A 22366-nucleotide genomic window follows, 5' to 3' on the forward strand; every position below is an offset into this window, starting at 1 on the left:
CCCCCCGACGATCAACCCCGCCCCCGCTTCCATCAGGGCCAAAGTAGCCGCCGCGCCCGCATCCCGATCGCCCCGGCGAAACTGCGGCCGCACTAGCTCCAGTTCCAGCTTCTCAGCAATTTGCTGGGCCGCATCGCGCTTGTGGCGATCGCTCTCGTCGTGGAGTTTTTGGATAAAACCGGCCGTGGGGGCGCGCCGACGGGGATCGCCATAGAAATCCAAAAAGACGCGCCGGGGGCAGCGCTGAAAAAAGAGTAGGTCGTCAGCGGTTAGCAGCATGAAACTAAAGTTAACCGATCGCACGATAGGATAGGAGCGCAAGTCGCGGGTTTGCTCCAGTCCATGAAAGTTGGCGTTATCGTTTTTCCGGGTTCCAATTGCGATCGGGATATGCAGTGGGTGTTTCAGGGGCTATTGGGCCTGCCCACGCGCATGGTTTGGCACCAAGACAGCGACCTCAGCGATCTTGATGCAATTGTGATTCCCGGCGGCTTCAGCTATGGCGACTATTTGCGTTGCGGGGCGATCGCCCGGTTCTCGCCGGCCATGCGATCGGTAATTGAAGCGGCGGAGCAGGGCAAGCCCGTGTTGGGGGTTTGCAACGGGTTCCAAATCCTGACGGAGGCGGGGCTGCTGCCGGGTGCGCTGATTCGCAACGAGAATTTGCATTTTGTGTGCGATCGGGTGCCGGTGAAGGTGGAACGCAGCGCCCGCCTGTGGACGGAAGGCTACGCGGCGGGGCAAGTGCTGAACCTGCCGATCGCCCACGGAGAGGGTCGCTACTACGCCGATCCGGACACCCTGAAGCAAATTGAGGACAAGGGTCAAGTGCTGTTCCGTTATGAGGGCAGCAACCCGAACGGCTCTTGGAACCAGATCGCGGGCATCTGCAACGATCGGGGCAATGTGTTGGGGATGATGCCCCACCCGGAACGGGCGGCCGATGCGGCGTTGGGCAATACGGACGGGTTGGCGCTGTTCCAAACCATGACGGCAGCGTTAGTGAGTGTCTAGGACGCTCAAGGATTGGCTCTGAATCTATGACCCTGCGATCGTCCGATCAACCGGATTTGCCAGATCTATTTGTTGCAGTGGCTCACAAAATGGCGCGATCGCTCCTGGTGTTGGGGGCGATCGGCTTGATGGCCTGTGCGTCCTTGGAGGCGAGCACACCGGAGCCGGGCGGGCAGCAGTTGCCGATTCAAGCCCGCACCCTGATCGGGACTCAGGAAATCTTGCTGGAGGTGGCCCGCACGCCGGAGCAACAGGAAATTGGCCTAATGTTTCGGCGCGATTTGCCACCCGATCGGGGGATGTTGTTTCCCTTTGAGCAATCGCGGATGGCGCGGTTTTGGATGAAAAACACGCTGATTCCGTTGGATATGGTCTTTTTGCGGGAGGGGCGCGTGGTGGCGATCGAGGCGAATGTGCCACCTTGCCGTCAAGATCCCTGCCCGAGCTATGGCCCAAGTTTGTGGGTGGATGCGGTGTTGGAATTGCCAGCGGGGCGATCGGCTCAGTTAGGTCTCAAAGTGGGCGATCGGCTCACCATCACCCCCGCCCCACCCGCCAAACCCTAAGTAAAGACTAGGTGTTGCTCTTGCAGCGATTTTCGTCCAAAAATCATCACCTCATAGGCATTATAGAAACATTTTTATCCGTGGGACTGGTCATATCACTTCATAAATTTCTATACTTCTGAATATACCTTGAGTGGTCGAACCATATTAGACTACTTAAGTAAATTCAAATCCATTCTCTATTTTTGAGAAATCATCTTGGCTGAAGATAACCCACCTCTTCTTCCTTTGCAAAACATGGCTGATCGCCATCAAGCTCTCACTCCCGCAGTGGCCAGTAGCTATCTTGAAGCTGCAAGGGTATGTCTCGACCGACATCATATTTCTCCTAAGGAATTTACCTTAGGAGATGATCAAGCAGAATCTGTGGCGAAAGTAGAATGGGAGATAACAGACAGTAGAGTTCAAGCAGCTTGGGCAAACGTAGATGATGCGACTAGGGATGGAGCTTATGCTGTTGCAATCGCAGCCACAGAACTTTTACGAGGGATGGTTGCTGTGCGACGTGCAGAAACACGTACTGGTGCTGATTACTATATTGCGTCATCAGACCAGGATCTAGAAGACTTGGAGGGTTGTTTTCGGCTAGAAGTTTCTGGGACACATTCAGGTAAATCAGAAGTCAAAAAGCGCCTACGCATTAAGCTTGAACAAGCAAGACAGGGTAATAGTAACTTGCCTGCATTAGCAGCAGTGATTGGATTTCGGGTGCAACTAATATTACTTCAAACAGTTGATGAAAAGTCATGAGTTGGTTAGTACACCATACTCAAAGTGAAGAGTATGCAAGCCGAGCTGAAGAATTACGCAGGCAGCATGGGAGTAAACATGCTGTTGAGCTTTATTGCCTGGCTGCAAATGCAGAAGTAAATGCACTGGATCATCTTGACTTTAGCAAAACCAGAACAATTGGTATAACAGCCATTAGTGCCGTCTCTCTTTACCTCAAAGCTCAAGAATTTTCACAAGCCAGAAAACTAGCTCATAAGTGGCTAGCAACTGATCTCCTTCCTGGCTTTGCAATAGATGAATTAGAAGATTTACTACAAGTCATTCGCTTTGAAGAGTCGCGCTTACAATCTGGAATTGAATTTATTGAAGGCGAGGTACTTGTTTCTGTAAAAGGGGGCGATATTCTGTATGGTGCGGCTCCCCTAGATCTTGTCCTTCGGAAAGTTGATCAAATCAATAAAGATCTTTACAGAATCACGGAAGAACTTTTAGGTCTTCCCCTCCGCAAGCGTGGGGGGCCCACGCAAGATGTCAAAAAGTATTGTGATCCTTGGCTTTTTCAGTCTGCTCCAGGGAGCTATCAGTTTTCAGTTCAAGTCCGCAAGCCTCAGGCTCATGAACAACTAAGCTTGAGTCTTCCCGGAATGTCTGCTGCTGACCTTGAACTGCGTGTAGAACAAATTACAAAACGATTTCTCACTGTCATTCGTGCAGCGACCCAGGATCCTGAGGGTGAGTTGGTAGAGCTTATTCCCCAAGAAGATTACAGGAAAGCATTTTTAAAATCAGCTCATGACCTTGCACCACCGACAACCGGGAAGGTCTTTAGTCAAATTGAAATTAAATCGAATATTAGTGATGAGCAATATCCTGTAGTTCTTTTGCCCGAAACTCGCTCAGTAATTAGAGAGGCTCTAAACAAATCTGCACCTCAACCTTCAGAGCTTCCATCGTCTAGAATTACAACTCTCAGAGGAGTTCTACGCAATCTACATTTGGATGATGATTGGATTGAAATCAGTATTGATGGAAAATCACAGAAAATATATGGTGCTGGAGATGAAATTGATGACCGAGTTGGGCCTATGGTTAATCGTTCTGTAATTGCAGAGGTTATCGAAAAATCTGACAAGTCCCCTGAAAAAAGATACTCTTTGCGCGACTTGCAGATGGAAGAAGATCAATTTTAAAAATGGCTCTAATTAACCTAAAAGGTAATTAGACTTCAAGACTTTCATAATGCTGCTCACCACCCTCTGTCTAAGGCAGTCTTCACCCTCAAATCAACGGTTTCCATTTCCTGAAATTGCTATCAGATTTGTTGAGCGATGGGTTACTGATTCGCAGGAGCGAAGTCATGATCGCTGCTCAAGAGAGCCATTGTTTCCTTAAACCAGAAGAATATTTTCTTTGGGAAGAACAGCAACTCGAAAAATATGAGCTGGTCGATGGTCAAGTCTATCCCCTAGCTCGGGATGGAAATAACCCTAGTAGGATTGCTGTCAAGCTAACCGCATTGCTTGACAATCACTTAGATCATGAAAACTACATCGTTGGTAACTCTGACGTTCGGGTAAATATCCTGGGAACCAACGATTACACCTACCCCGATGCCAGCGTCAGTTGCGACGATCGCGACAAAACCACCAGCCAATACATCACCTATCCTTGCCTAATTGTCGAAGTGCTGTCCGAAAGCACCGAAGCCTACGATCGCGGTCAAAAATTCCGCCGCTATCGCCAAAACCCCCTGCTGATTGACTATCTCTTGGTCAGCTCCACCAGCATCGCCGTGGACTTGTACCAAAAAAATGAGGCCGGCGATTGGCTGATTTTCAACTATCAAGCCGGTGACACGATCGCCCTGAAAAGCATTGATTTGCACTTCCCGATCGAGCAAATCTATCGCGGCCTCAACCTAACCCCAGCCGCCGACTCTCAAGCATGAGTCAGGAAACTGACTGATTCAGCCAGATCAAGGCTATTTTCTGCGGTTCCGACCGTGAAATGAACTGCCCACCCTCAACCACATTGCCAAAAGAACCAACCTTCGGGTTTGTCAGCACCAAATCGCAGAAAAATATAGCCAATGCCACCATCACCAAAGTTCGGCCCCTCGCAAATCCAAGTATTGTCTGATTCATCCCAAAAAATGTCGATTGGACTAGTGGGCTGCTCTAAAAATTGATATGAATCACTGAGTTGACCCACAAAAACCCAGCCTTCCCCAGGGCCCTCCCTCGGGCTTTGCAACCATGCCGGAACGCTACCTAACTTGGTCACACAATCAACGCTGTCGGTGGCAGCATCGGGCAAGTCCCAATATTGATCATCATCAAAAAATGCTGGTTTTTGATTCTTGGTCACCGCATCTTTTTTGGGAATCCAGGTCGTAATTCGGGCTTCTAGCTCTAGCGGCGGTGAGTCGGCTGGCATGGGCACGAGCCGATCGGACAATACTTCCGGATCCAGAATTAGACAGGCGTTGGCTCCTGATCCCCCTTCCCAGGTGGGGCATGTGCCCGGGTCGTGATTGCACTGAAAAACGAGCAGCACACGACCCGATCGCCCCAAATCTAGTCGCTTTGGATGGTGAATGAGTTGTGCCAAAAGGGACTGACTTTTTCCACAGTGACTACAGATTGGATACTGCTCTGGCGGTAGGCCCCAAGGGAGTCCCCCCAGCTTATCTTCTAACTGATTTTGAGGCGGTAGATCGGCACTGAGCTTGAGGTTTGGTACAAAATATTTCATGGTTTGACTTGAGTGAAAAAATGGATGGAACCCGCTTGAGTTGTTGATGAATCATGCGGGTATGAATTCCTGTTGAATTCCTAGACTTGGGGGCGATCGTCCTGAATTAGCGCCGCCGACTCCGATCGACCCAACCGATCGAGCTGGTTCAGGGCCACATAACTGACCCCCACGGCCGCCACACCGTTAATCGCAAAGGCCACTCCCGCCATGCTCAGGGAAAGCGGATTAGAAACAATCCCCATCAGCATCGGAGCCACAGGGGTCATGAGCCAAACCCAGTCCCAAGCATTCGTCCACCCGATCGCGTCGCGCGATCGCATCATCAGACCCAACAAGAGCGAACCGATGATCGCCGCCCCCACCAATCCCACTGCCCAAGCGACCGGTCGGCGCACCTGCCACAGCAAGGCCCATTGAGCCAGTGCTCCATAGAGCAGCATCAAACCCGTGGTGCAGCCGATCGCCACCAACACCAACAGGCCTTGGGTGGAACTGTTGAAACAAAAGGCCAGGGCCCAAGGCGACCAAAGGGCGATCGTCAACCCACCATTCACCAGCAAGGCCAACAGGGGCGGGCTATTTTCTCCCCAAAGCCAGTCATCGATCGCCCGTTGGCTCGATCGCGCGTCTCGGGTTCTTTGAAAATGGCGATAGCGGGCCCAATCCAACAGGGTTTGGCGCGTCGGCAACAGCAACACAACCCAAGCGAACATTTGGATCAGCCAAAAGAAGCCCACCACCGCCCAGCCTTGGAAGTGGTTGGGATTCCAGGGCATAAAAAAGCCCATGGCCAACAGGTTGAACCCGATCGTCAGCCAATAGCTTCGCACTTTGGTGATGAAGGTGTTGGCGGGGTTCTGAAAACGCCGGATCACGGCTTGCCAAAAGGTCAGCGCCACCCCCGCACACCCCGCGATCGCGATGGCGGCGCAAAGCTGCGGCTGGAGGATTAAATCTTGACCAAACCAGAACCAGGAAGGGGATACGGGGGTGTCCATCGTGCCTCGGATCATCACCCCTCGGGCGATCGTCAGGGCGGGGGCAAACAGGAAGAGGCCCAGAATGCCAAAGGCCCAGCTTGATATGGCCTGTTTGCTGTCGCTGACGCTGGCATAAAACAGCCCCAACAGATAAAGCGCACCCAGAAAAGCCACCGCCACCCCATCCGCCAGCAACAGGCCGCCGAGGCCAAGGCCCGCTTGCAGGCCGGCGAGGGTCTGGAGGGGCAAGGCCAGCAGCACCGCCCAATGGATCAGGGCCGGCGCACCTAAGAGTTTTCCCCACAGGATCCGGTGGCTGGGTTCCGGGGTCATGCGAATGAAGTCGAGGGTTCCCTGTTTGCTTTCCTCAAGCCAGTTGGTGATCAGGGCTTGCGTGCCACCCAGCACTAACAGGCCCACCAGAATTGAAGACAGCCAAAAGAACAAGTCCAACCACCACAGGGGCCAATTCACCGCAAAGGTTGAGGACGAGAGCAATTCACAAGCTCGCAGTTCTTCATCGGCCTGGCCGGTGCAATAAAACCGCAGGATGCCTTCGGTTTCGGTGGAAACGGTGGCGGTTTCAACGGCGATCCTTTGCCAGCTCATCCAAAAGGCTGCTTGGGCAATCAGGGAACTGAGGGTGGCTAAGGTCAAGTTGCGCGAGGTGCAGTTGCCTTTCAGTTCTCGCAGCAGTTGGGGATTCCAGTTTCCGAGCCGATCGAGCCAGCGATCGAGCTGAGTTTTGAACGATCGTTGGCTGGTTTGCAGGCGATTCAGCCAGCTTGAGGGGCAGGGGTTCATGAGGCTTGTTGGTGTCCCAGTTTCAAGAAAATTTGCTCCAGGCTTTCTCGATCGCGCCGGAATTCCACAATCGGAATTTGGGCCCGCACCATTTCCCCGAGCAGGTCGGCACAGTCGGTTTCATCACCCTGAAAGTCCACAGTAATGCGGCCGGTGGTGGGATGACATTCCCAGGCGATCGCCCTTGGGTCGGTTCTCAGGATCGTTTGCAAATCATTGAGCCGATCGAGGGCTGTGATCACCAGGGTGTGACGGGCAAATTGGGCGTAAAGGGCTTCCAGAGGTGCGCTGGCCACCAACCGCCCCAGTTCCATCACCCCGATCGCGGTGCAAAGTTCCGCCAAGTCGCTGAGCACATGGGAGGAAATCAGCACGGTCATGCCAGCCCCTTGCAGAATCCGCATCAGGTTGCGAAATTCCAAACGGGCGATCGGGTCAAGGCCGGAAACGGGTTCATCCAACAGGAGCAAAATCGGCTCGTGAATGATAGTGCGAGCTAGGCTCAACCGTTGTTTCATGCCGCGCGAGAGGGTGGCGATCGGGCTATCGCGCTTCGGCAATAGTTGCACCAAATCCAGCACCTCATAAAGCCGCTGCCGCAGGTGCGATCGCCGCAGGCCATAGAGCCGCCCAAAATAGTCCAAATAATCCCAAACGGTCAGATCTTCATAGACTGGGAAATCATCCGGTAAAAAGCCAATTCGCTGTTTCAGTTTTGCCCGCCGACTGCGCCGATTGGGATCTTCGCCGCTGAGGGATTCACCAGTTAAATATTCACCATCAATCAAAATTTTTCCAAGGGTTGGTTCCTCCACGGCCGCCAACATCCGAATCAGGGTGGTTTTGCCTGCTCCGTTGGGGCCAATTAGCCCATAAACTTCCCCAGGGGAAATTTTCAGATCCACCTGATTGACGGCCAGCTTGCGATCGAACTGTTTACTTAAACCACGGGTTTCTATTGCCCAGTTCATGGCCAGGTTCTCGATTGGGGTGTCTTGCCTGGGGTGTCCGCCTGATTGATGCGATGGCGAAGGGGCGTGGTGAAGGGTCAAGCCTTCAGCGGTAACGTTCAGCAACGTTCAGCCTCTTCCGAACTTACCCAATTTCACTGCTATCGATCGCAGATTGGCTATTCAGTCCCCCAAGGTAGGCAACCGGATCGCTTGAAACAGTTTCCCGATTGGCGGGAACGAAAGGCACGGTTCGCAAACGGCTGGGAATCTTCAGAGTTCGTTGTCTTTTGGGTTAAGAAATATCAAGCAAGATTGCAATCATCCTGGATTCGTAACCTATGATGAATGCAGGGCGCAGGATTGCGCCCTGAGGTTTTTCAAAACTCAATACCCTGCTGGGCAGGAATTCCCTGGGCGATCGGGTGTTTGATGCGGTTCATTTCAGTCACCAAATCCGCCATTTCAATTAACCCCTGAGGAGCATAGCGACCCGTGCTCGCCACGTGGCAATGGGGCGGCCGGTTTTGAATTCCCGCTTGCACCGGTTCCAGGGCCAGTTGCTGATGCTTGAGGGCAATGTGCAACTCATCGAGCACCACAAGGGAAATCTGCGGATCTTGAATATAGATCAGGGCCTGTTCCCAGGCAGCCGCCGCCATGGCCCGATCACGATCGGGATCCTGGGTTTCCCAGGTAAACCCGCCGCCCATGGTGTGCATTTGCACCGGAAATCCCAAGTTTTGCAACCGAGTGAGCAACAGGCGATCACCATCGGGAAACGCCTCGTTATTTTTCACAAATTGCACCACCGCCACGGGTAAATCATGGGCTAAATGGCGATAGACCAAGTTCATGGCGCTGCTGGTTTTGCCTTTGCCCAACCCGGTGAATAGCAAATATAATCCCCGTTCATTTCCAGCTCGATTGTCGCGAGCTGCGTCCTTGGCGGCCTTAATTTTTTGCAGGCGATCGGGCTTTTCCGCTGGCGTTGTCTCAGGTTCTAAACTGGGGTGATGATCACTCATGGTTCATTGAGATCTTTTGGTATTTCATTCACTTTCAAATTTTAATCCTGAAACCATCTTTGATCAGGCTTCAGGGGGATCAAATTGGTGGTATGCTGAAGCGGCAAACCCAGTTCGAGTCATCTGATCAAGGCTTAGGTCAATCTAGATCAATCTTGCATTTTGATTAATTATAAAATCATGAGAAAAATTGAAAAAATCATGAAAGATTGCCAATTTAATCATCAAAAATTCAATCATCCAGAAAAAAGTAAGCAAAAGAACCGATTGAATTCTAAAATTAGCGATCGAGTCTTGATCGCGGTTGGTTCACTTGTGGGTTTCTGCTGTTTGAGTTTTTCCTTGCCTGGTTTAGCAACAACCAATGAAAAACTAGTTAACCCGTCGGTGACCGATCAAAGATTCCTACCAAAATTATTGATCCCAAAATCGCAACCACAACCTGTGATTGAGCGGCGAGTGGTTCCTGAATTCGGTCAACATTTTCAAGATCTGAAGGTTGAAGGCTCCATTATTATTTACGATCCCCAGAAAAATCAAATTTATGAACATAACCCAAAACGCAACCAAACGCCGTTTTCTCCCGCTTCCACTTTTAAGATTTTGAATTCGCTGATTTCTCTCGATGCCCAAGTGATTCCCGATCAGGATGTGCGGTTCACTTGGGATGGCATTCAGCGCCCCTTTCCTGGTTGGAACCAAGATTTGAACATGCGCGAGGCCTTCAAGGTTTCAGCCGTCTGGTTCTACCAAATTTTGGCTCGGCGTATCGGCTATGAACGCATGAAAGCCGGGGTAATTGGGGCAAATTACGGCGATCGCAACATTGGTGATCCCTCCAATATTGATCAATTTTGGCTATCGGGCCCGCTCAAAATCACGCCCGAAGAACAAATTCAGTTTCTTCAGCGTCTTTATTTGAACCAGTTGCCTTTTTCTGAACGCTCGATCGCGATCGTGAAAGACATCATGATCATGGATCAAACGGCGCAATATACCGTCAGAGCGAAAACGGGCTGGGCCATGAGCGCAAACCCCCAAACTGGCTGGTATGTGGGCTATTTAGAGCAAAATCAGCAGGTCTATTTCTTTGCCACAAACTTGGAACTTCCGGAGCCGGCCCAAGCAACTGCTCGCAAGGCAATTACCTACCGCTGCCTCAGAACTTTGGGACTGCTGTAGCCCTGGCGTTCAATTGCAAATAAATTCCTGCAAGTAAATTACAGAATCCTGAGGTTGACAAAATTGGATCGATAGATTTCTTCCTGATTTTGTGCTTGGGAGCCTTGATTCTCGTCCTGTTAGTCTTGCTGAGCTAGGTTCTCTGAAAATTCAGTAGAATCATATTACTTGTTCATTGATGATCGGTTACCAATCAACTGGCGATCGATCAATTGACAAGCTATCAAAAAATCAATTTGGGTTGATGCCGTGAGCAATTCCGTAAACCATTCCCAAGGGCGGAACTGGCGCGATCGCCTCATGCAAATTTGTTTTGATCGATCGGGGCGATCGCCCTGGCCCTTGTTGTGGAGTCTCGCGATCGCGGCGCTCTATGGTAGCCTGTCTCTGCATCAAGGATTCAGCGGTGAATTTGTGGTGCAAGATGATGCTCGCCAGCATGTGTTTTGGATGCAGCGATTTTTAAATCCTAGCCTTTTTCACAATGATCTGATTGCCGATTATTTTGAATCGATCGCCCCGATCGGCTACACCAAACTCTATCAACTGGCTGCTTTCTTCCAAATCAATCCCCTAATTTTTAATAAACTCCTACCGCCCATTCTTGGACTGATCATCACCTTCTTTACCTATCGGGTCACTTTTACTATTTTCCCAGTTCCAGTAGCCGGTTTTCTAGCAACAGTCTTGCTCAACCAAAGTCTTTGGCTAAAAGATGACCTAGTTTCTGGTACGTCGCGTGCTTTTGCTTTTCCGCTCTTTTTAGCAGTTTTGGATGGATTAGCTCGCAAGTCGCCTCAACTGTTGTGGAGTTCCATTGCCCTTCAGGGGTTAATTTGTCCAACCTATGCCTTGGTTTCCGGTGGTTTAATCTCGCTGAAACTTGCTTGGGTGGGCTATCAAAAGCTGGAACGCGCCTGGTTGTCAGCCGCTTGGACAATTCGCAATCCTTCAGACTTGAAAGTGGCAGAAGACTTGGCATTACAGAAATCAGATCTAGTTTTGGCAATTCAAAGCCGCCTCATTGATGCAGAACGCCAACAACTATTTTTATATATTGGTGCTTTGGGTAGCCTGTTTTTGGTGCTGTTGCCGGTGCTCTTTTTAGGGCAGGATTTTGGGCCGGTGGTTTCTGAAAAAATTGCCCGCACCATGCCGGAATTTCTGGATGGAGGACGCACAAATATTTTTGATCGTGACTGGATTGATTACTGGTTTTTCGGTCGTGGCACTAATCTCATTCCCCGATCGCTCCTTACGCCAGTCACTTTAATTTTTGGCTTTGCTTTACCTCTTTTTCAACTTTCCCTTTCGCAGCTCAACAGTATTCAATCGCGATTTCCCCTCAGTCACCGAATTACGCCGGAGGTTAACAATTTATGGCAACTGGGCTTGGCTTCGATCGGGTGGTTTTTGTTGGCCCATGGATTGCTATTTCGGCTCCACTTGCCCAGTCGCTACACGGGGCACAGCTTCCGAATCATAATCGCGATCGCGGCGGCCATTAGCCTTGTGATTGTTTGGGAAGCTCTCCAGCGCTGGGCCGGGCGATCGATTCCAAACTTTGATTCCTCTGCGGTTTATTCCTTGCCCCCACTTTTCAATGCTCCAATTGCGCAAGCCATTCGACCAAAACCGAAATCCCTTCGTTGGAAAGTCTATCTTTCCAGAAGCTTCAGCATTATTTTAATCGTGCTGGTGTTGGGATATCCGCTGTTAGTTCCCACTTTCCCAGCAAATAGCTATCAAACGGGTCGTGCCGTCAAGCTCTATCAATTCCTTCAGGGGCAACCAACGGATATCAAAATTGCTTCCCTGAGCAGTATTGGGGATGATATTCCCACCTTTGCCGGACGTTCAATCCTCACGGGCAAAGAATATGCCGTGCCCTACCACTTGGGATATTACCGTCTGTTTCGGGAACGAATTTTACGAACTATTGAAGCCCAATACAGCACCCATGCCCAATCTGTGAAATTCTTTTTGGCGCGATATCACATTTCATTTTGGCTGATTGATCGAGCCGCTTTTTCAGAAAATTACCTCAAAGATTCTTGGCTAGAGCAATATCCAGAAACCAGTGAACCAGCACTGCAAACCCTGAGGCAGGGACAAACACCCCTCGTGCAATCCCTCATGAATAGTTGCGCCGTGTTGCAAGATCAAACCTGGGTATTGTTAGATGCGCAATGTTTACGGGATAGCTAATTTTGAGAATTGGGATGGAAACTCTGAAAATACTGCCTTTAAAGCCGTTGAAATTGCCGCATAAATTTCCGATCGAGATAGTCTTTCCAAACCCAAGCCCAAGCCCCCGTAAAAGCCCAACGGCCACGGGTAGCGATCGCCTGGCCATTGGCTAAGTTAATAAGGCTGAGAAATTGCTTTTGGGCTTTGAAAGGTTTCAGCGGCTGGCCCAAAATGGCTGCTCGCAAGTTGTCAGCCAGGGGGCGGCCCTGACGCACTGCAAACACGCCGGCTTTGGGGCGTGGCTGTTCCACCATCGTCGCCACATCTCCCGCCGCAAAGACCTGGGGATGGGAGCAGGATTGCAGATAGCGATTAACCGCAATGAATCCCTGGGGATCCGTGGCGAGGCCGGTGGCCGCCAACCAAGGGGCTGCGGCGGCTTGGGTGGCCCACAGCACCCGATCGCCCCAAAACAATTGCCCCGAGGCGGCCCGCAACTGGGTATCTGTGCCTATGAGGGTGGCGTGGGTGATGGTTTCACTCAAAACCAGCTCAATTCCCTGGGCTTGCAGCACCTGGGCCACCCGATCGCCCACTGCCGGGGCCAAATGGGGCAGGAGTTTTGCCTCTCGCTGAATCAAAGTAATCGACAGGCGATCGCCCATCAGGGGTTGCAAACGTCGCTGGGCCGCCAAGGCTAGCTCAACACCACCCGCGCCGCCCCCCACCACCACCAACCGCAGCGGCCTGGATCCCCATCGAGGCAAGGCCGACAATAGCGCATCCCAGTTGGCCAACAGGGCTTGGATCGGCTTCGCGGCAATAATCGATCGCCCCAGAAGAGGTTGAACACCCGGGGGAACCAGGGGCGTGCTGCCCAAATTAACCGAGAGCCAGCGAAACCCAACCGTTTCCCCGCTGGCTAGTTGCACTTGTCGATCGCCCAAATTCAACCCCACAGCGCGATCGACCCGCAGCGCCACCCCCGCCCGATCGCACAGGGCCCGCAAATCAATAAAACAGTCTTCCCGGCCATAAACCCCCGCCACATGGCCGGGAACCATGCCCGAGTAAGGTGCTCGGGGTGCTTCGCTGATCAGGGTCACCGAGTCGATCGCGCCGCTGGGCAGGGGGTTTTGGATCAACCGTCGCAGGGCGATCGCGTGGCTGTGGCCGCCCCCCAACAAAACCAAGGATTGGGCTGACTGTGGCAACTTTCAAAATCCCCAAATTCGCTAAATTTCCTAGATTTTCTAGATTTTCTAGATTTCCTAGATTTTCTAGATTCCACAATGAAAAATAAAAGATAAGAAATAAAAGAATAAAAGATAAAAAACCCCACCCAACAAAAGCTGCCACATAGGACAAATTGGGCGGGATTAATTAAACAGCTCAGTGCTGAATTTTCAGTGCTGAATTTTTGTATGGGATTAGCACTTAATTCAGAATTAGCACTTATTCAAATCAATGCCAGCTTCCTTAGCAAACGCTTGCAGACCCTTGGTGTTCAGGGTTTTCAGAGCTTTGGTCGAAAGACGCAACCGCACCCAACGATTACCTTGGGGCCACCAAATTCGCTTCCATTGCAGATTAACTTCTTGGAGCTTTTTGGTGCGGCGGTGCGAGTGGGAAATGGCGTAGGCGTTGTTCGCCTTTTTGCCGGTCAGTTGGCAAACACGGGACATGACGTTCTCCAAGCAGGACGAAAAGGTAAAACTTAGCGGTTGTGTTGATCCCGGCCCATCAAGCGATCGGGATAAGATTCACCACAACTCCAACCCAAAAGATGCCTCTCCAGGCAATGGCCCGTTGGCAGCATCGGCCATGGCGGTCGGCTTAGGCGGGCGATCCTTCAGCGGGCGATCGATGACCGATTGAGAGCGCGGTTGATCAGTATAACCCAGATGGCAACCCAACCCGGACAGCCCAGCCCGCCAGAAGCCCATTCCGCCCCTAAGACCCATGCCGATCGACCCGATCGATCGCCTGTGATTAGCAGTCTCTGGTCAGCAGTCTGTGGCTCAGATCAACCCCTCCTAGGGCAGGGAATGTTCCGATCGCCCTCCATGCAAGCCGCCCCCATGCAAACTACAAGTATCTGACTCGCGAGCCTCGCCCCCGGTCGTTTCCTCGTTGGGCGGTGTGGGGATCAACTTTTGGCGAGACAGCCGTAGCCGAATTTGATCCAAATAATCCTGCACACAGACGGGCCCCCGTGGCGGCGGCCCATCATCGGGCCAAGAGGCCAAATCCTGACAGGGACAGGGCCCCGCCTCCAAGTAGCTGTCATTGATGGGATAGAGCAAACTACACCGCGCGCAGGGCAGCAAGCTCCAATGTCCCGACAATAAATCTTTCATGGAACAGACCGTGCCCGCCAGGTGATACATCTGGGGTTTTTCGAGAATTTGCCGCCAAAGTTGCTCAAATTCTGCGGAGTAAGCTTCACCGTCAATGGTGCGGCGAGTCCCGAGCAAGCGATCGTCGTGACCGCACACCACTTGCTTACCCAACTGCAACCAAAGAGCAAGATATTGTTTGACGCGTTCTTCAGGAGCCATTTTGGTGTGGAGTCCGGGGGCGAGGGCCAAAGGTTAAAGCACTGATGGCCAGGATTTGGGATTAGAGCTAGCTTCGCTAAACAAAACCAGGTTGAGAAACTTGACTAAAAATCAGTTCAAAACTGGCTTTAAAAAGCAAACTAAAACTCCAGATTTCGGGTTTATTTCCCAAGCGCCAGCTTCTGGATTAAGACAATAACTGGGAGACTGCCTAGGGAAAGATCTGGAGGGTATTCGGAGAAACGTCTAAAGAAATAATTGGGGGAAACCTGAGTGAACAGCTCGCATGAAAACAGGTTAACCGGAAAGCTTGAATGGAAAATTGAGTTACTAACTATCCTGCTTTCGATCCTAAGCTAAGGTTAGAGGGGTCACCGACAAAGAATCTTGAGCTTAGATTAAAGTTTTGGACAATTTTTGGACAATATTTAAGGAAATTAAACAGTTTTTATCCAGTTGTTAAGGATTGACCGATCGCCCGTAAATTCACTGCAAAGCCCGCTGTGACCAGATAACAGGCATCGGATCGACTGCCCAATTCCCGCACGAGTTTGCCGAGGCGATCGCGAAACAGGCGACCAGCGGGGAAGGCCGGAACCACACCCCAGCCCGTTTCTTCAGCCACAAAAATACACATGGCTGGCAAGGCAGCACAGGTGGCCAACAGCACTTCACAGGTTTGTTGCCATTCGGGATCGGGGCGATCGAGCCAGTTGGCCACCCAAGTTCCCAGTGAATCCACCAACAAACAACTATCGGCGGGCGCTTGGCCCAAGGCCGCAGCCAGCTCCAGCGGCACTTCCCAATTTTGCCAAGTTTCCGGGCGGCGCTGGCGGTGTTGGGCCACACGATCGGCCCACTCTTGATCCTGGGGATCCAAGTACGAGGTAGCCACATAGATGACCGATCGCCCCGAGGCCGCGGCCAACCGTTCCGCCCACTCACTCTTGCCCGATCGCGCCGGCCCCGTCACCAGCACCACCCGTGACCATCCCGATTCTGAAGTCTGAGGCTGAGTCATGACGATGGGTTGCCCAATAGGGGTTACTCAGGGGGCTTTGCCCGGTTAATTGCCCGGTTAATTGCTCAATAAAGCATTTGGTGAATGAGCTACTCGCTGACCCGCGACATCAAAAACCAAGGGGCCAGCCCGATCGCGCTCCCGATGCCCACAGCACTGGCCGCCAACATTTGCCAAAACGATTGCCAGCGCGATCGGCCCGCCACCCGCAATTCCACCTTGGCCAAAAATTCCGCCGCCAACAACAACATCACATCCGTTGTAATGTCCAACCGCGACAGCACAATCACCACGCCCATCGCTGCCAAAATTGCGCCCCCGAAAGACTTGGTGGCCGTTTGAAACCAAGAAAAACGCCCAAACTCTGGCCAAGGCAACTTAAGGGTAAACAGGGCCGCCAAAGCCACGGCCACCAACAAAGCCACTCCCGCCACCTCTACCAGCGAGGGGGGCCGGGGCACAGCCAGCAACGCCACCCAACTCAAGGCTAGGTAAACCAACGCCAGGATGAATAGCGATAGTCCGGTGTGGTTGTTGTATAAGCGCATGGAACCTTGTTTCCTCTTCAACTACAAGGTTTTGTCTGTAAAAAAGGCAATTTCCCGGGAAAATCAATGCGTAATTGAGAGGCTAATGAATTTTAGGAAATCGGAGAAGTTAAAAGCTAGTGGAAATGGCTTGAACCGGGCAGGTGGGAACACATTGCTCGCAAACTACACAGCGCGATCGAGCAAATTCTAGGCGGAAAGTTTCTGGGTGCAGCGACAACGCCCCCGTGGGACAAACGCCCGTACAAAGACCGCAATGGACACAGCTTGCTTCATCGATCGAGATTTCTCGATTGGCAGAAGAAACATCAATATCGAGGGATTCCATCCACTCCATGGCCGCGTCCATTTGGTCAATGTCGCCAATGAGTTCAACGACTAATTTTCCAACGCGATCGGGGGCCACTTGCGCTCGAATGATGTTGGCAGCCACATTAAATTCTTTCGCCAATCGATAGGTGATTGGCATTTGCACCGCATGTTTCGGAAAGGTGAGTGTGACGCGCTTTTTCAAAACAAATCACCGCCAGCAAACGATCGGGGGAACCAGGGCAATCGGGTCAATTCAGATCAATTTAGGTTAATTCGGCTTAGTTCAAATTGGTTCAGATTAGTTCAGATCGATTCAGATCAATTAGGGAAAACCACAGCGCTCGGGCCGGCGGACAGGCCGATCGAGCCTTCAGCGACCAATGCCCCCCTAAATCCTAAATAGCGAGCGGCTCATCCAGCGGCGATTCAACAAGCCCATGAAGACATGTAACGAAGTTGTTACAATCAAAATAGCCCTTGCAGAATACTGTTAACCCTAGAACACTGACCGAAGCGCCAATCACCGGAGCAAAGCGGTCGTGATTGGGGTTATGGGGGCGATCCCGTTGGTTTCGGAGTTGCGGGGTTTGGGCGATCGGCCCAACCTGCGCCGAAAATTCTGGAGCACCAGCCACGGGGAACCAAAAACGAATAACCCAAAAAAGTTCGGGATCGATCGTCCTTGGCTCTTGAGGACTGTATCGCTAGCCTAGCACCAGAACTGAGCCGCCATTCCGCTTTGCCCTCTTGTCTTGCCATTCTGCCATGAGCCAGCTTTCTCCTGAACCGACTTCCCAGCCCTCAACCGTGATCCCCGGAGCTGCCGCGGCCGGTAGTCGTCTGCCAAATTTGGTGGTGGCCATTGTGGCGGCGTTGTTGGGGGTGGTGTTGTTTTTAGGGCTACGCACGGAACCCAACAGCAACATTCTGGAACGGCTGGCACGTGATTCTGTGCCGTTGGATCAGGCGATCGTCAATGGCAAGCCGACGGTGCTGGAGTTCTATGCAGATTGGTGTACCAGTTGCCAGGCCATGGCGAATGATTTGCGGGAGTTGAAGCAGGACTATGGCGATCGGGTCAATTTCTCGATGCTGAATGTGGACAACACCAAATGGCTACCCGAAATTCTGAGCTATCGAGTGGATGGAATTCCGCACTTTGTCTTTTTGAATGCCCAGGGTCAGGAGTTGGCCCAAGCGATCGGGGAGCAGCCGAAATCAATCATGGCGGCGAATTTGGCGGCCTTGGCTGACGGAACCGCCATCTTGCCCTATGCGAAGGTCAACGAAGGTCAAACCTCTGAGTTTGATGCTCCGTTGTCTGGGGACGCGGCCCAAAAATCGGCGGCAACGGATCCTCGCAGTCATGGTGCGTCAGTTGCCAATTAGGACAGGGTAACCGGCCGTGAATGTCGGGAATGCTCAACAGTCCCTAAAACCACCAGTCTAGAAGTCTCTAAAAAACCTCTAGCAACTTCTAGAAATACGGCTAGAACTACAGCCGTCCATTTTCACTTTTCCTTGGCCCCTGGCATGTCTTCCCGTCTTTTTACAACTCGAACTCAACTGGCTCGTGGCCAAGGTAAATCGGTTGTGCCGCGAGTTTATGAACAGTCGATCGCGATTCAGGCTAGTGCCACGGCGGTGGAGTGGTGCTTCACCGATCGCGAGCTGATGCATCGGTGGCTGAACCCAGCCCTGCGCTGTGATCCCGTGGGCGATCGCTGGGGAACCGATTTGGGCGATCGCACCCGATTTGTGTTGCAAATTCCCCTGCTGGAACCGGCGCTGCAATGCACGGTGGCGGAGCGATCGCCTGGCAAAATTGTTTGGGCTTTTTCTGGCTTTTTTGTGGGGCGCGACTCTTGGGAATGTATTCCCGATGGATCCGGCACTCAGTTAATCAATCGGTTTGAGTTCGTGATCCCCAATCCCCTTGTTCGCTGGGGGTTCGATCGGGTGGCGGCCGGCTGGGTTCAAGGCGACATGCAAGCCCAGCTCCGTCGCCTGAAGCGCGTGGCCGAGGAAGTCTACCACCTGCGATCGGGACGATAGCACTGTCCTACGTAAAATTACGTAACCAAAATAGAACATTGTCCGGAAATCGCCGTCAAGCTCTCTAAAAGACAGTAGAGTTCAGAAGGATAGCCTCTTTTCCTGTGGCTTTTTCAGGTGGGCTTTCCTTCGTTCTGGTTTTTTCTTGGATGAGCACCATGGTCGATTCATTTTGCCATGGGTTCATTCACCGACTTTTTTGATTTCTGGATTGATTTCTGGATGAATTCCTGGATAAATTCCTGAGTTGATTCCTGGATGAATTTCTAGATCAATTCCTGGATTGGTTTCCATGGAGTCGGTGAAAATACCAGTTCCTCGCCACAGATCTGCCACCGAACTGCTACGTTGTCGGAGGGTTTGGTATGTCTAGAGCATCTTCAATGCACCTTGCTCCCCAGGAGCTAACATCCATCGAGCAGGATGTTTTACGTGTTATTCAACAGTGCGATCGCAAGGGTTTTGCAGCCACGTTGGATTTGATTCAAGTGAACACGGGCTATGCGCTGGACGCGATCGAGCGGGCCGTTGAACATTTGATTCAAAGCCGTCTAATTCGTCCTCTGAATACGGAAGCTTGGGGTGATTGATTGCGGGCCGGCGGAATAGGAAATTTCACTGAAGAAATTTCACTGAAGACTGCTCCCAATCATCTAGCCTTTCCCTCTAGTCCTTGAGGCCCAAGTGGGATTGAATCTGTCGCAGCAGCTTGTGCATTTCGGGCAAGCGGCGATAGATGGCTGAGGTTTTGAGCCATCGACTGTTGGAAATGGCTGGGTAGCCGGAGACAATCTCACCGGCCGGTACGTCACTGTGCAAACCGGACTTGGAGGAGGCGATCGCCCGATCGCCCATTTTGACGTTGTTGGCCACGCCCACTTGCCCGGCCAGAATCACCCCTTTGCCCAATTCCACGCCCCCCGCCAAGCCCGCTTGGGCCGCGATCGCGCAGCCTTCGCCCAGTTGGCAGCCATGGCCAATGTGAACCATGTTGTCAAGCTTTGTGCCCCGGCCAATGCGGGTTTCGCCCATAGCTGGCCGATCGATCGTGCTGTTGACTCCCACATCCACGCCGTCTTCGAGCACAACGCGCCCAGTTTGATCCAGCTTTTGCCAGCCTTGGGCCGTGGGCACAAAGCCAAATCCTTCATCGCCAATGACTGCGCCACTGTGGATGATGCAATGTTGCCCAATGATCGATCGCTCGTGGATGGTGCAGTTGGCATGGAGCCAGGAATCAGCCCCGATCGACGCACCCCCATAAATCACCACATTGGCCATTAAGCAAACCCGATCCCCGATCGTCACCCCCTCATAGATCGCCACATGGGGCCCGATCGACACTTCCTGACCCAGTTGCACAGTCGGATCAATCCAGGCGCTGGGGTGAATCCCCGGCTTGGGTTTAAAGGGTTGATAGAACAGCCGCACCGCCACGGCAAATAGCATTTTGGGATCTTGCACCGCCACCCAGGCCAACCCCAGCTCGCGAGCTTGGCTAATTAGCTCAGGACGGTTGGGCAAAATCACGGCGGCTCGGGTGCTTTCCAAGCAGTCCGCAAATTTATCGCCTTCCAAATAGGTCAACTGACCGCCCTGGGCCTGGGCGATCGGGGCGATCGTTGTCAGCTCAGGATCATCCGCCAAGGAAAATTGATCGAAGGGGCGATCGCTCAGCTTTTCTAACTGCTTTAATAATTCGCTAAATTTCATGGCTCAAACTTAACGGCTTAAATCTATTCAAACTTAAGTTATTCAAACTCAAGAGTCATTCCAAAAACCCCAAGCAGGAAAGCGGAAACCCGGTTGGGGACGCACCGTCGTGCTCTCCCGCAGGAGAATTGCAACGATGGTGTGCCCCCGCATTCCATATGAGGATTGCAAGGCAAGGGGCTTAAGCCCCTTGTTCCTGTGATCTTCAGGGATTCCCGCAATCTTCAGCGGTTAATGGATCCTAGCCTGAGACTTAGGCTTCATCCAATGCCGCAATCCCGGGCAGCACTTTGCCTTCCAGCAACTCCAAGCTTGCACCGCCACCGGTCGAAATGTGGCTCATTTGGTCAGCCACACCCACCTTTTCCACCGCTGCCACCGAGTCGCCACCACCAATAATCGTGGTCACGCCCTTCGGAGTCAGGGTCGCCAAGGTTTCCGCGATCGCCTTGGTGCCGGCCGCGAACTTGTCGAACTCGAACACGCCCATGGGCCCGTTCCAGATCACCGATTGGCAGGTTGCCAGCGCCTTTTGGAACGCCGCCACCGAGTCGGGGCCAATATCCAGACCCATCCAGCCATCGGGAATGGCATCCACGCTGACGGTTTGGCTGTTGGCATCGGGCGCAAAGTTATCGGCCAACACCACATCGGTCGGCAACAACAGTTCCACGCCCTTGTCCTTGGCTTTCGCTTCCAGAGCGGAGGCCAGATCCAGCTTGTCGTCTTCCACCAACGACTTGCCCACGGATAAGCCGCGTGCTTTGTAGAAGGTGAAGATCATGCCGCCGCCGATGAACAGCTTGTCCACCTTGTCCAGCAGAGTTTCGATCACGGTGATTTTGCTCGACACCTTCGAGCCACCCACAATTGCCGCTAGAGGACGCTTGGGGCTTTCGATCGCCGCTTGCAGGTATTGCAGTTCCTTTTCGATCAGGTAACCCGCAACGGAGGGGCTGAGGAACTTGGTCACGCCTTCGGTGGAGGCATGGGCCCGGTGAGCCGTACCGAACGCATCGTTCACGTACAAATCAGCCAGCGAAGCCAGCTTCTTCGAGAACTCAGGATCGTTTGCTTCCTCTTCCGCGTAGAACCGCACGTTTTCCAGCAGCACCACATCGCCATCGTTCATGGCTGCAACCGTTGCTGCTGCCTCGTCGCCAATGCAGTCGTCGGTTTTAACTACCGGTTTGCCCAGCAGTTCCGACAGGCGCACGGCCACGGGCGTGAGACGCATCGAATCAACAACCTTACCCTTAGGACGGCCGAAGTGGCTGGCCAGGATGACCTTCGCGCCTTTGCCGGTCAGGTCTTGGATTGTGGGCAGGGCGGCCCGAACCCGGGTGTCGTCGGTGATTTTGCCAGCATCGTCGAGAGGTACGTTGAAATCAACGCGCACAAGGACGCGCTTGCCAGCTACATCAGCCGCCGACAAATTTGCTACAGTTTTCTTTGACACGATAAAAACCTCCTTTCAATGCGTCTCGCGGAAATTCGCGCGGGAGTTTTCGCGGAAGTTCACGCGGTGAATATTTTCCCCTAAAGATGTTCGAGACGATTCTTTTTCCGATCGATCGATCGCCCGAATCTCGTGAGGCGGCCGAAACCGTTGCCCAACTGGCGCAACTGCACAACAGTCGATTAGTCATTCTGTCGGTCGTTCCCGGCCCCGATGAAGGGGCCATTGAAGCGGCTGAAACCCTCCTCAGCCGGGCTAAAGCCATGTTTGCTGAGCGGGGTCTCGAAGCCGAAGTGATTGAGCGCGAGGGAATGCCTGCGTTCACCATCTGTGATGTGGCCGATGAAGTGGAAGCCAGCCTGGTCGTCATGGGCAGCCGGGGCATGGGTCTAACCACCGAAGGAGCCGCCGAAAGCACTGCCCATCGCGTCATTGACTTGTCTCCCTGTCCGGTGTTGATCGTTCCTTAGCACCAGGGATTCGTAAAACAGCAA

24 protein-coding genes and 1 pseudogene are annotated in these 22366 nt (G+C 52.5%); 11 read left to right on the forward strand and 14 right to left on the reverse strand.

Translation table 11 applies throughout. From position 1 onward, the window contains the following. Positions 1 to 279 (reverse strand): annotated as a pseudogene (locus AMR42_RS09320) (recombinase B); the annotation flags it as partial. A gap of 63 nt (positions 280 to 342) precedes the next feature. Between AMR42_RS09320 and purQ the strand changes: the two are divergent. The 5 genes from purQ (at position 343) to AMR42_RS09345 (ending at position 4260) form a co-directional block, all read left to right on the forward strand. Then, a complete protein-coding gene (gene purQ / locus AMR42_RS09325; RefSeq protein ID WP_099533204.1) occupies positions 343 to 1014 on the forward strand; it encodes a phosphoribosylformylglycinamidine synthase subunit PurQ in 672 nt (223 codons plus the stop codon). Positions 1015 to 1103: 89 nt separating this feature from the next. Continuing rightward, complete coding sequence (locus AMR42_RS09330; RefSeq protein WP_099533205.1) at positions 1104 to 1580, forward strand: DUF192 domain-containing protein; 477 nt, start codon at positions 1104 to 1106, stop codon at positions 1578 to 1580. A 198-nt stretch (positions 1581 to 1778) separates the two neighbouring features. Continuing rightward, the gene (locus tag AMR42_RS09335; protein WP_199858136.1) at positions 1779 to 2330 is read left to right on the forward strand and encodes a hypothetical protein; all 552 of its coding nucleotides are present in this window, start codon (positions 1779 to 1781) and stop codon (positions 2328 to 2330) included. Then, the gene (locus tag AMR42_RS09340) at positions 2327 to 3502 is read left to right on the forward strand and encodes a hypothetical protein (protein WP_099533181.1); all 1176 of its coding nucleotides are present in this window, start codon (positions 2327 to 2329) and stop codon (positions 3500 to 3502) included. Before AMR42_RS09335 ends, AMR42_RS09340 begins: the two co-directional genes overlap by 4 nt. Before the next feature lie 167 nt (positions 3503 to 3669). Continuing rightward, on the forward strand, positions 3670 to 4260 hold the full coding sequence (locus AMR42_RS09345; protein WP_099533207.1) for a Uma2 family endonuclease: 591 nt from the start codon (positions 3670 to 3672) through the stop codon (positions 4258 to 4260). A gap of 74 nt (positions 4261 to 4334) precedes the next feature. Here AMR42_RS09345 and AMR42_RS09350 read toward each other — a convergent pair whose 3' ends face one another. The 4 genes from AMR42_RS09350 to AMR42_RS09365 form a co-directional block, all read right to left on the reverse strand. After that, positions 4335 to 5066, reverse strand: coding sequence for a hypothetical protein (locus AMR42_RS09350; protein ID WP_143473007.1), 732 nt, complete (start codon positions 5064 to 5066; stop codon positions 4335 to 4337). A gap of 80 nt (positions 5067 to 5146) precedes the next feature. Continuing rightward, the gene (locus AMR42_RS09355) at positions 5147 to 6853 is read right to left on the reverse strand and encodes a hypothetical protein (RefSeq protein ID WP_099533183.1); all 1707 of its coding nucleotides are present in this window, start codon (positions 6851 to 6853) and stop codon (positions 5147 to 5149) included. After that, positions 6850 to 7824 carry an ABC transporter ATP-binding protein gene (locus AMR42_RS09360; RefSeq protein ID WP_099533184.1) on the reverse strand — a complete coding sequence of 325 codons (975 nt, stop codon included), beginning with the start codon at positions 7822 to 7824 and terminating at the stop codon, positions 6850 to 6852. The genes AMR42_RS09355 and AMR42_RS09360 overlap by 4 nt, the downstream gene beginning before the upstream one ends. A 359-nt stretch (positions 7825 to 8183) precedes the next feature. Then, positions 8184 to 8831, reverse strand: a complete 648-nt coding sequence (locus tag AMR42_RS09365) for a cob(I)yrinic acid a,c-diamide adenosyltransferase (protein WP_099533185.1) — start codon at positions 8829 to 8831, stop codon at positions 8184 to 8186. Between the two features lie 444 nt (positions 8832 to 9275). Between AMR42_RS09365 and blaOXA the strand changes: the two genes are divergently transcribed. Both blaOXA and AMR42_RS20380 read left to right on the forward strand, forming a co-directional pair. Beyond that, positions 9276 to 10013 carry a class D beta-lactamase gene (gene blaOXA, locus AMR42_RS09370; protein WP_234406919.1) on the forward strand — a complete coding sequence of 246 codons (738 nt, stop codon included), beginning with the start codon at positions 9276 to 9278 and terminating at the stop codon, positions 10011 to 10013. A gap of 249 nt (positions 10014 to 10262) precedes the next feature. Further along, on the forward strand, positions 10263 to 12221 hold the full coding sequence (locus AMR42_RS20380; RefSeq protein WP_158234426.1) for a hypothetical protein: 1959 nt from the start codon (positions 10263 to 10265) through the stop codon (positions 12219 to 12221). 38 nt (positions 12222 to 12259) lie between these two features. Here the strand turns inward: AMR42_RS20380 and AMR42_RS09380 are convergent, their stop codons facing one another. The 6 genes from AMR42_RS09380 to AMR42_RS09410 form a co-directional block, all read right to left on the reverse strand. After that, positions 12260 to 13417 carry an FAD-dependent oxidoreductase gene (locus AMR42_RS09380; protein ID WP_099533187.1) on the reverse strand — a complete coding sequence of 386 codons (1158 nt, stop codon included), beginning with the start codon at positions 13415 to 13417 and terminating at the stop codon, positions 12260 to 12262. A 234-nt stretch (positions 13418 to 13651) separates the two neighbouring features. Then, entirely contained in the window at positions 13652 to 13888 is a 237-nt protein-coding gene (gene rpmB / locus AMR42_RS09385; protein ID WP_099533188.1) for a 50S ribosomal protein L28, read from the reverse strand. Between the two features lie 351 nt (positions 13889 to 14239). After that, positions 14240 to 14764, reverse strand: coding sequence for a hypothetical protein (locus tag AMR42_RS09395; protein WP_143473008.1), 525 nt, complete (start codon positions 14762 to 14764; stop codon positions 14240 to 14242). A 448-nt stretch (positions 14765 to 15212) separates the two neighbouring features. Further along, positions 15213 to 15785: a bifunctional adenosylcobinamide kinase/adenosylcobinamide-phosphate guanylyltransferase gene (cobU, locus tag AMR42_RS09400; protein ID WP_099533191.1), complete on the reverse strand. Its 573-nt coding sequence runs from the start codon at positions 15783 to 15785 to the stop codon at positions 15213 to 15215. 89 nt (positions 15786 to 15874) lie between these two features. Then, positions 15875 to 16333: a hypothetical protein gene (locus AMR42_RS09405; RefSeq protein ID WP_099533192.1), complete on the reverse strand. Its 459-nt coding sequence runs from the start codon at positions 16331 to 16333 to the stop codon at positions 15875 to 15877. Between the two features lie 109 nt (positions 16334 to 16442). Beyond that, on the reverse strand, positions 16443 to 16847 hold the full coding sequence (locus tag AMR42_RS09410) for an NIL domain-containing protein (RefSeq protein WP_099533193.1): 405 nt from the start codon (positions 16845 to 16847) through the stop codon (positions 16443 to 16445). Positions 16848 to 17410: 563 nt separating this feature from the next. Here AMR42_RS09410 and AMR42_RS09415 point away from each other — a divergent pair. Continuing rightward, positions 17411 to 18034, forward strand: a complete 624-nt coding sequence (locus AMR42_RS09415) for a thioredoxin family protein (RefSeq protein ID WP_099533194.1) — start codon at positions 17411 to 17413, stop codon at positions 18032 to 18034. 144 nt (positions 18035 to 18178) lie between these two features. Then, the gene (locus AMR42_RS09420) at positions 18179 to 18700 is read left to right on the forward strand and encodes an SRPBCC family protein (protein WP_099533195.1); all 522 of its coding nucleotides are present in this window, start codon (positions 18179 to 18181) and stop codon (positions 18698 to 18700) included. Between the two features lie 183 nt (positions 18701 to 18883). Here the strand turns inward: AMR42_RS09420 and AMR42_RS20385 are convergent, their stop codons facing one another. Then, complete coding sequence (locus AMR42_RS20385) at positions 18884 to 19036, reverse strand: hypothetical protein (protein ID WP_158234427.1); 153 nt, start codon at positions 19034 to 19036, stop codon at positions 18884 to 18886. Positions 19037 to 19065: 29 nt separating this feature from the next. Between AMR42_RS20385 and AMR42_RS09425 the strand changes: the two genes are divergently transcribed. Then, complete coding sequence (locus AMR42_RS09425; protein WP_158234428.1) at positions 19066 to 19290, forward strand: hypothetical protein; 225 nt, start codon at positions 19066 to 19068, stop codon at positions 19288 to 19290. Positions 19291 to 19366: 76 nt separating this feature from the next. On the opposite strand, the gene lpxD is transcribed toward AMR42_RS09425, so the two are convergent. After that, positions 19367 to 20413: a UDP-3-O-(3-hydroxymyristoyl)glucosamine N-acyltransferase gene (gene lpxD, locus AMR42_RS09430; protein ID WP_099533197.1), complete on the reverse strand. Its 1047-nt coding sequence runs from the start codon at positions 20411 to 20413 to the stop codon at positions 19367 to 19369. Positions 20414 to 20666: 253 nt separating this feature from the next. Continuing rightward, positions 20667 to 21872, reverse strand: a complete 1206-nt coding sequence (gene pgk, locus AMR42_RS09435) for a phosphoglycerate kinase (RefSeq protein ID WP_099533198.1) — start codon at positions 21870 to 21872, stop codon at positions 20667 to 20669. 86 nt (positions 21873 to 21958) lie between these two features. Between pgk and AMR42_RS09440 the strand changes: the two genes are divergently transcribed. After that, on the forward strand, positions 21959 to 22342 hold the full coding sequence (locus AMR42_RS09440; protein WP_099533199.1) for a universal stress protein: 384 nt from the start codon (positions 21959 to 21961) through the stop codon (positions 22340 to 22342). Positions 22343 to 22366 lie beyond the last annotated feature (24 nt).

The organism is Limnothrix sp. PR1529 (genome assembly GCF_002742025.1).
Taxonomy (GTDB): Bacteria; Cyanobacteriota; Cyanobacteriia; order CACIAM-69d; family CACIAM-69d; genus CACIAM-69d.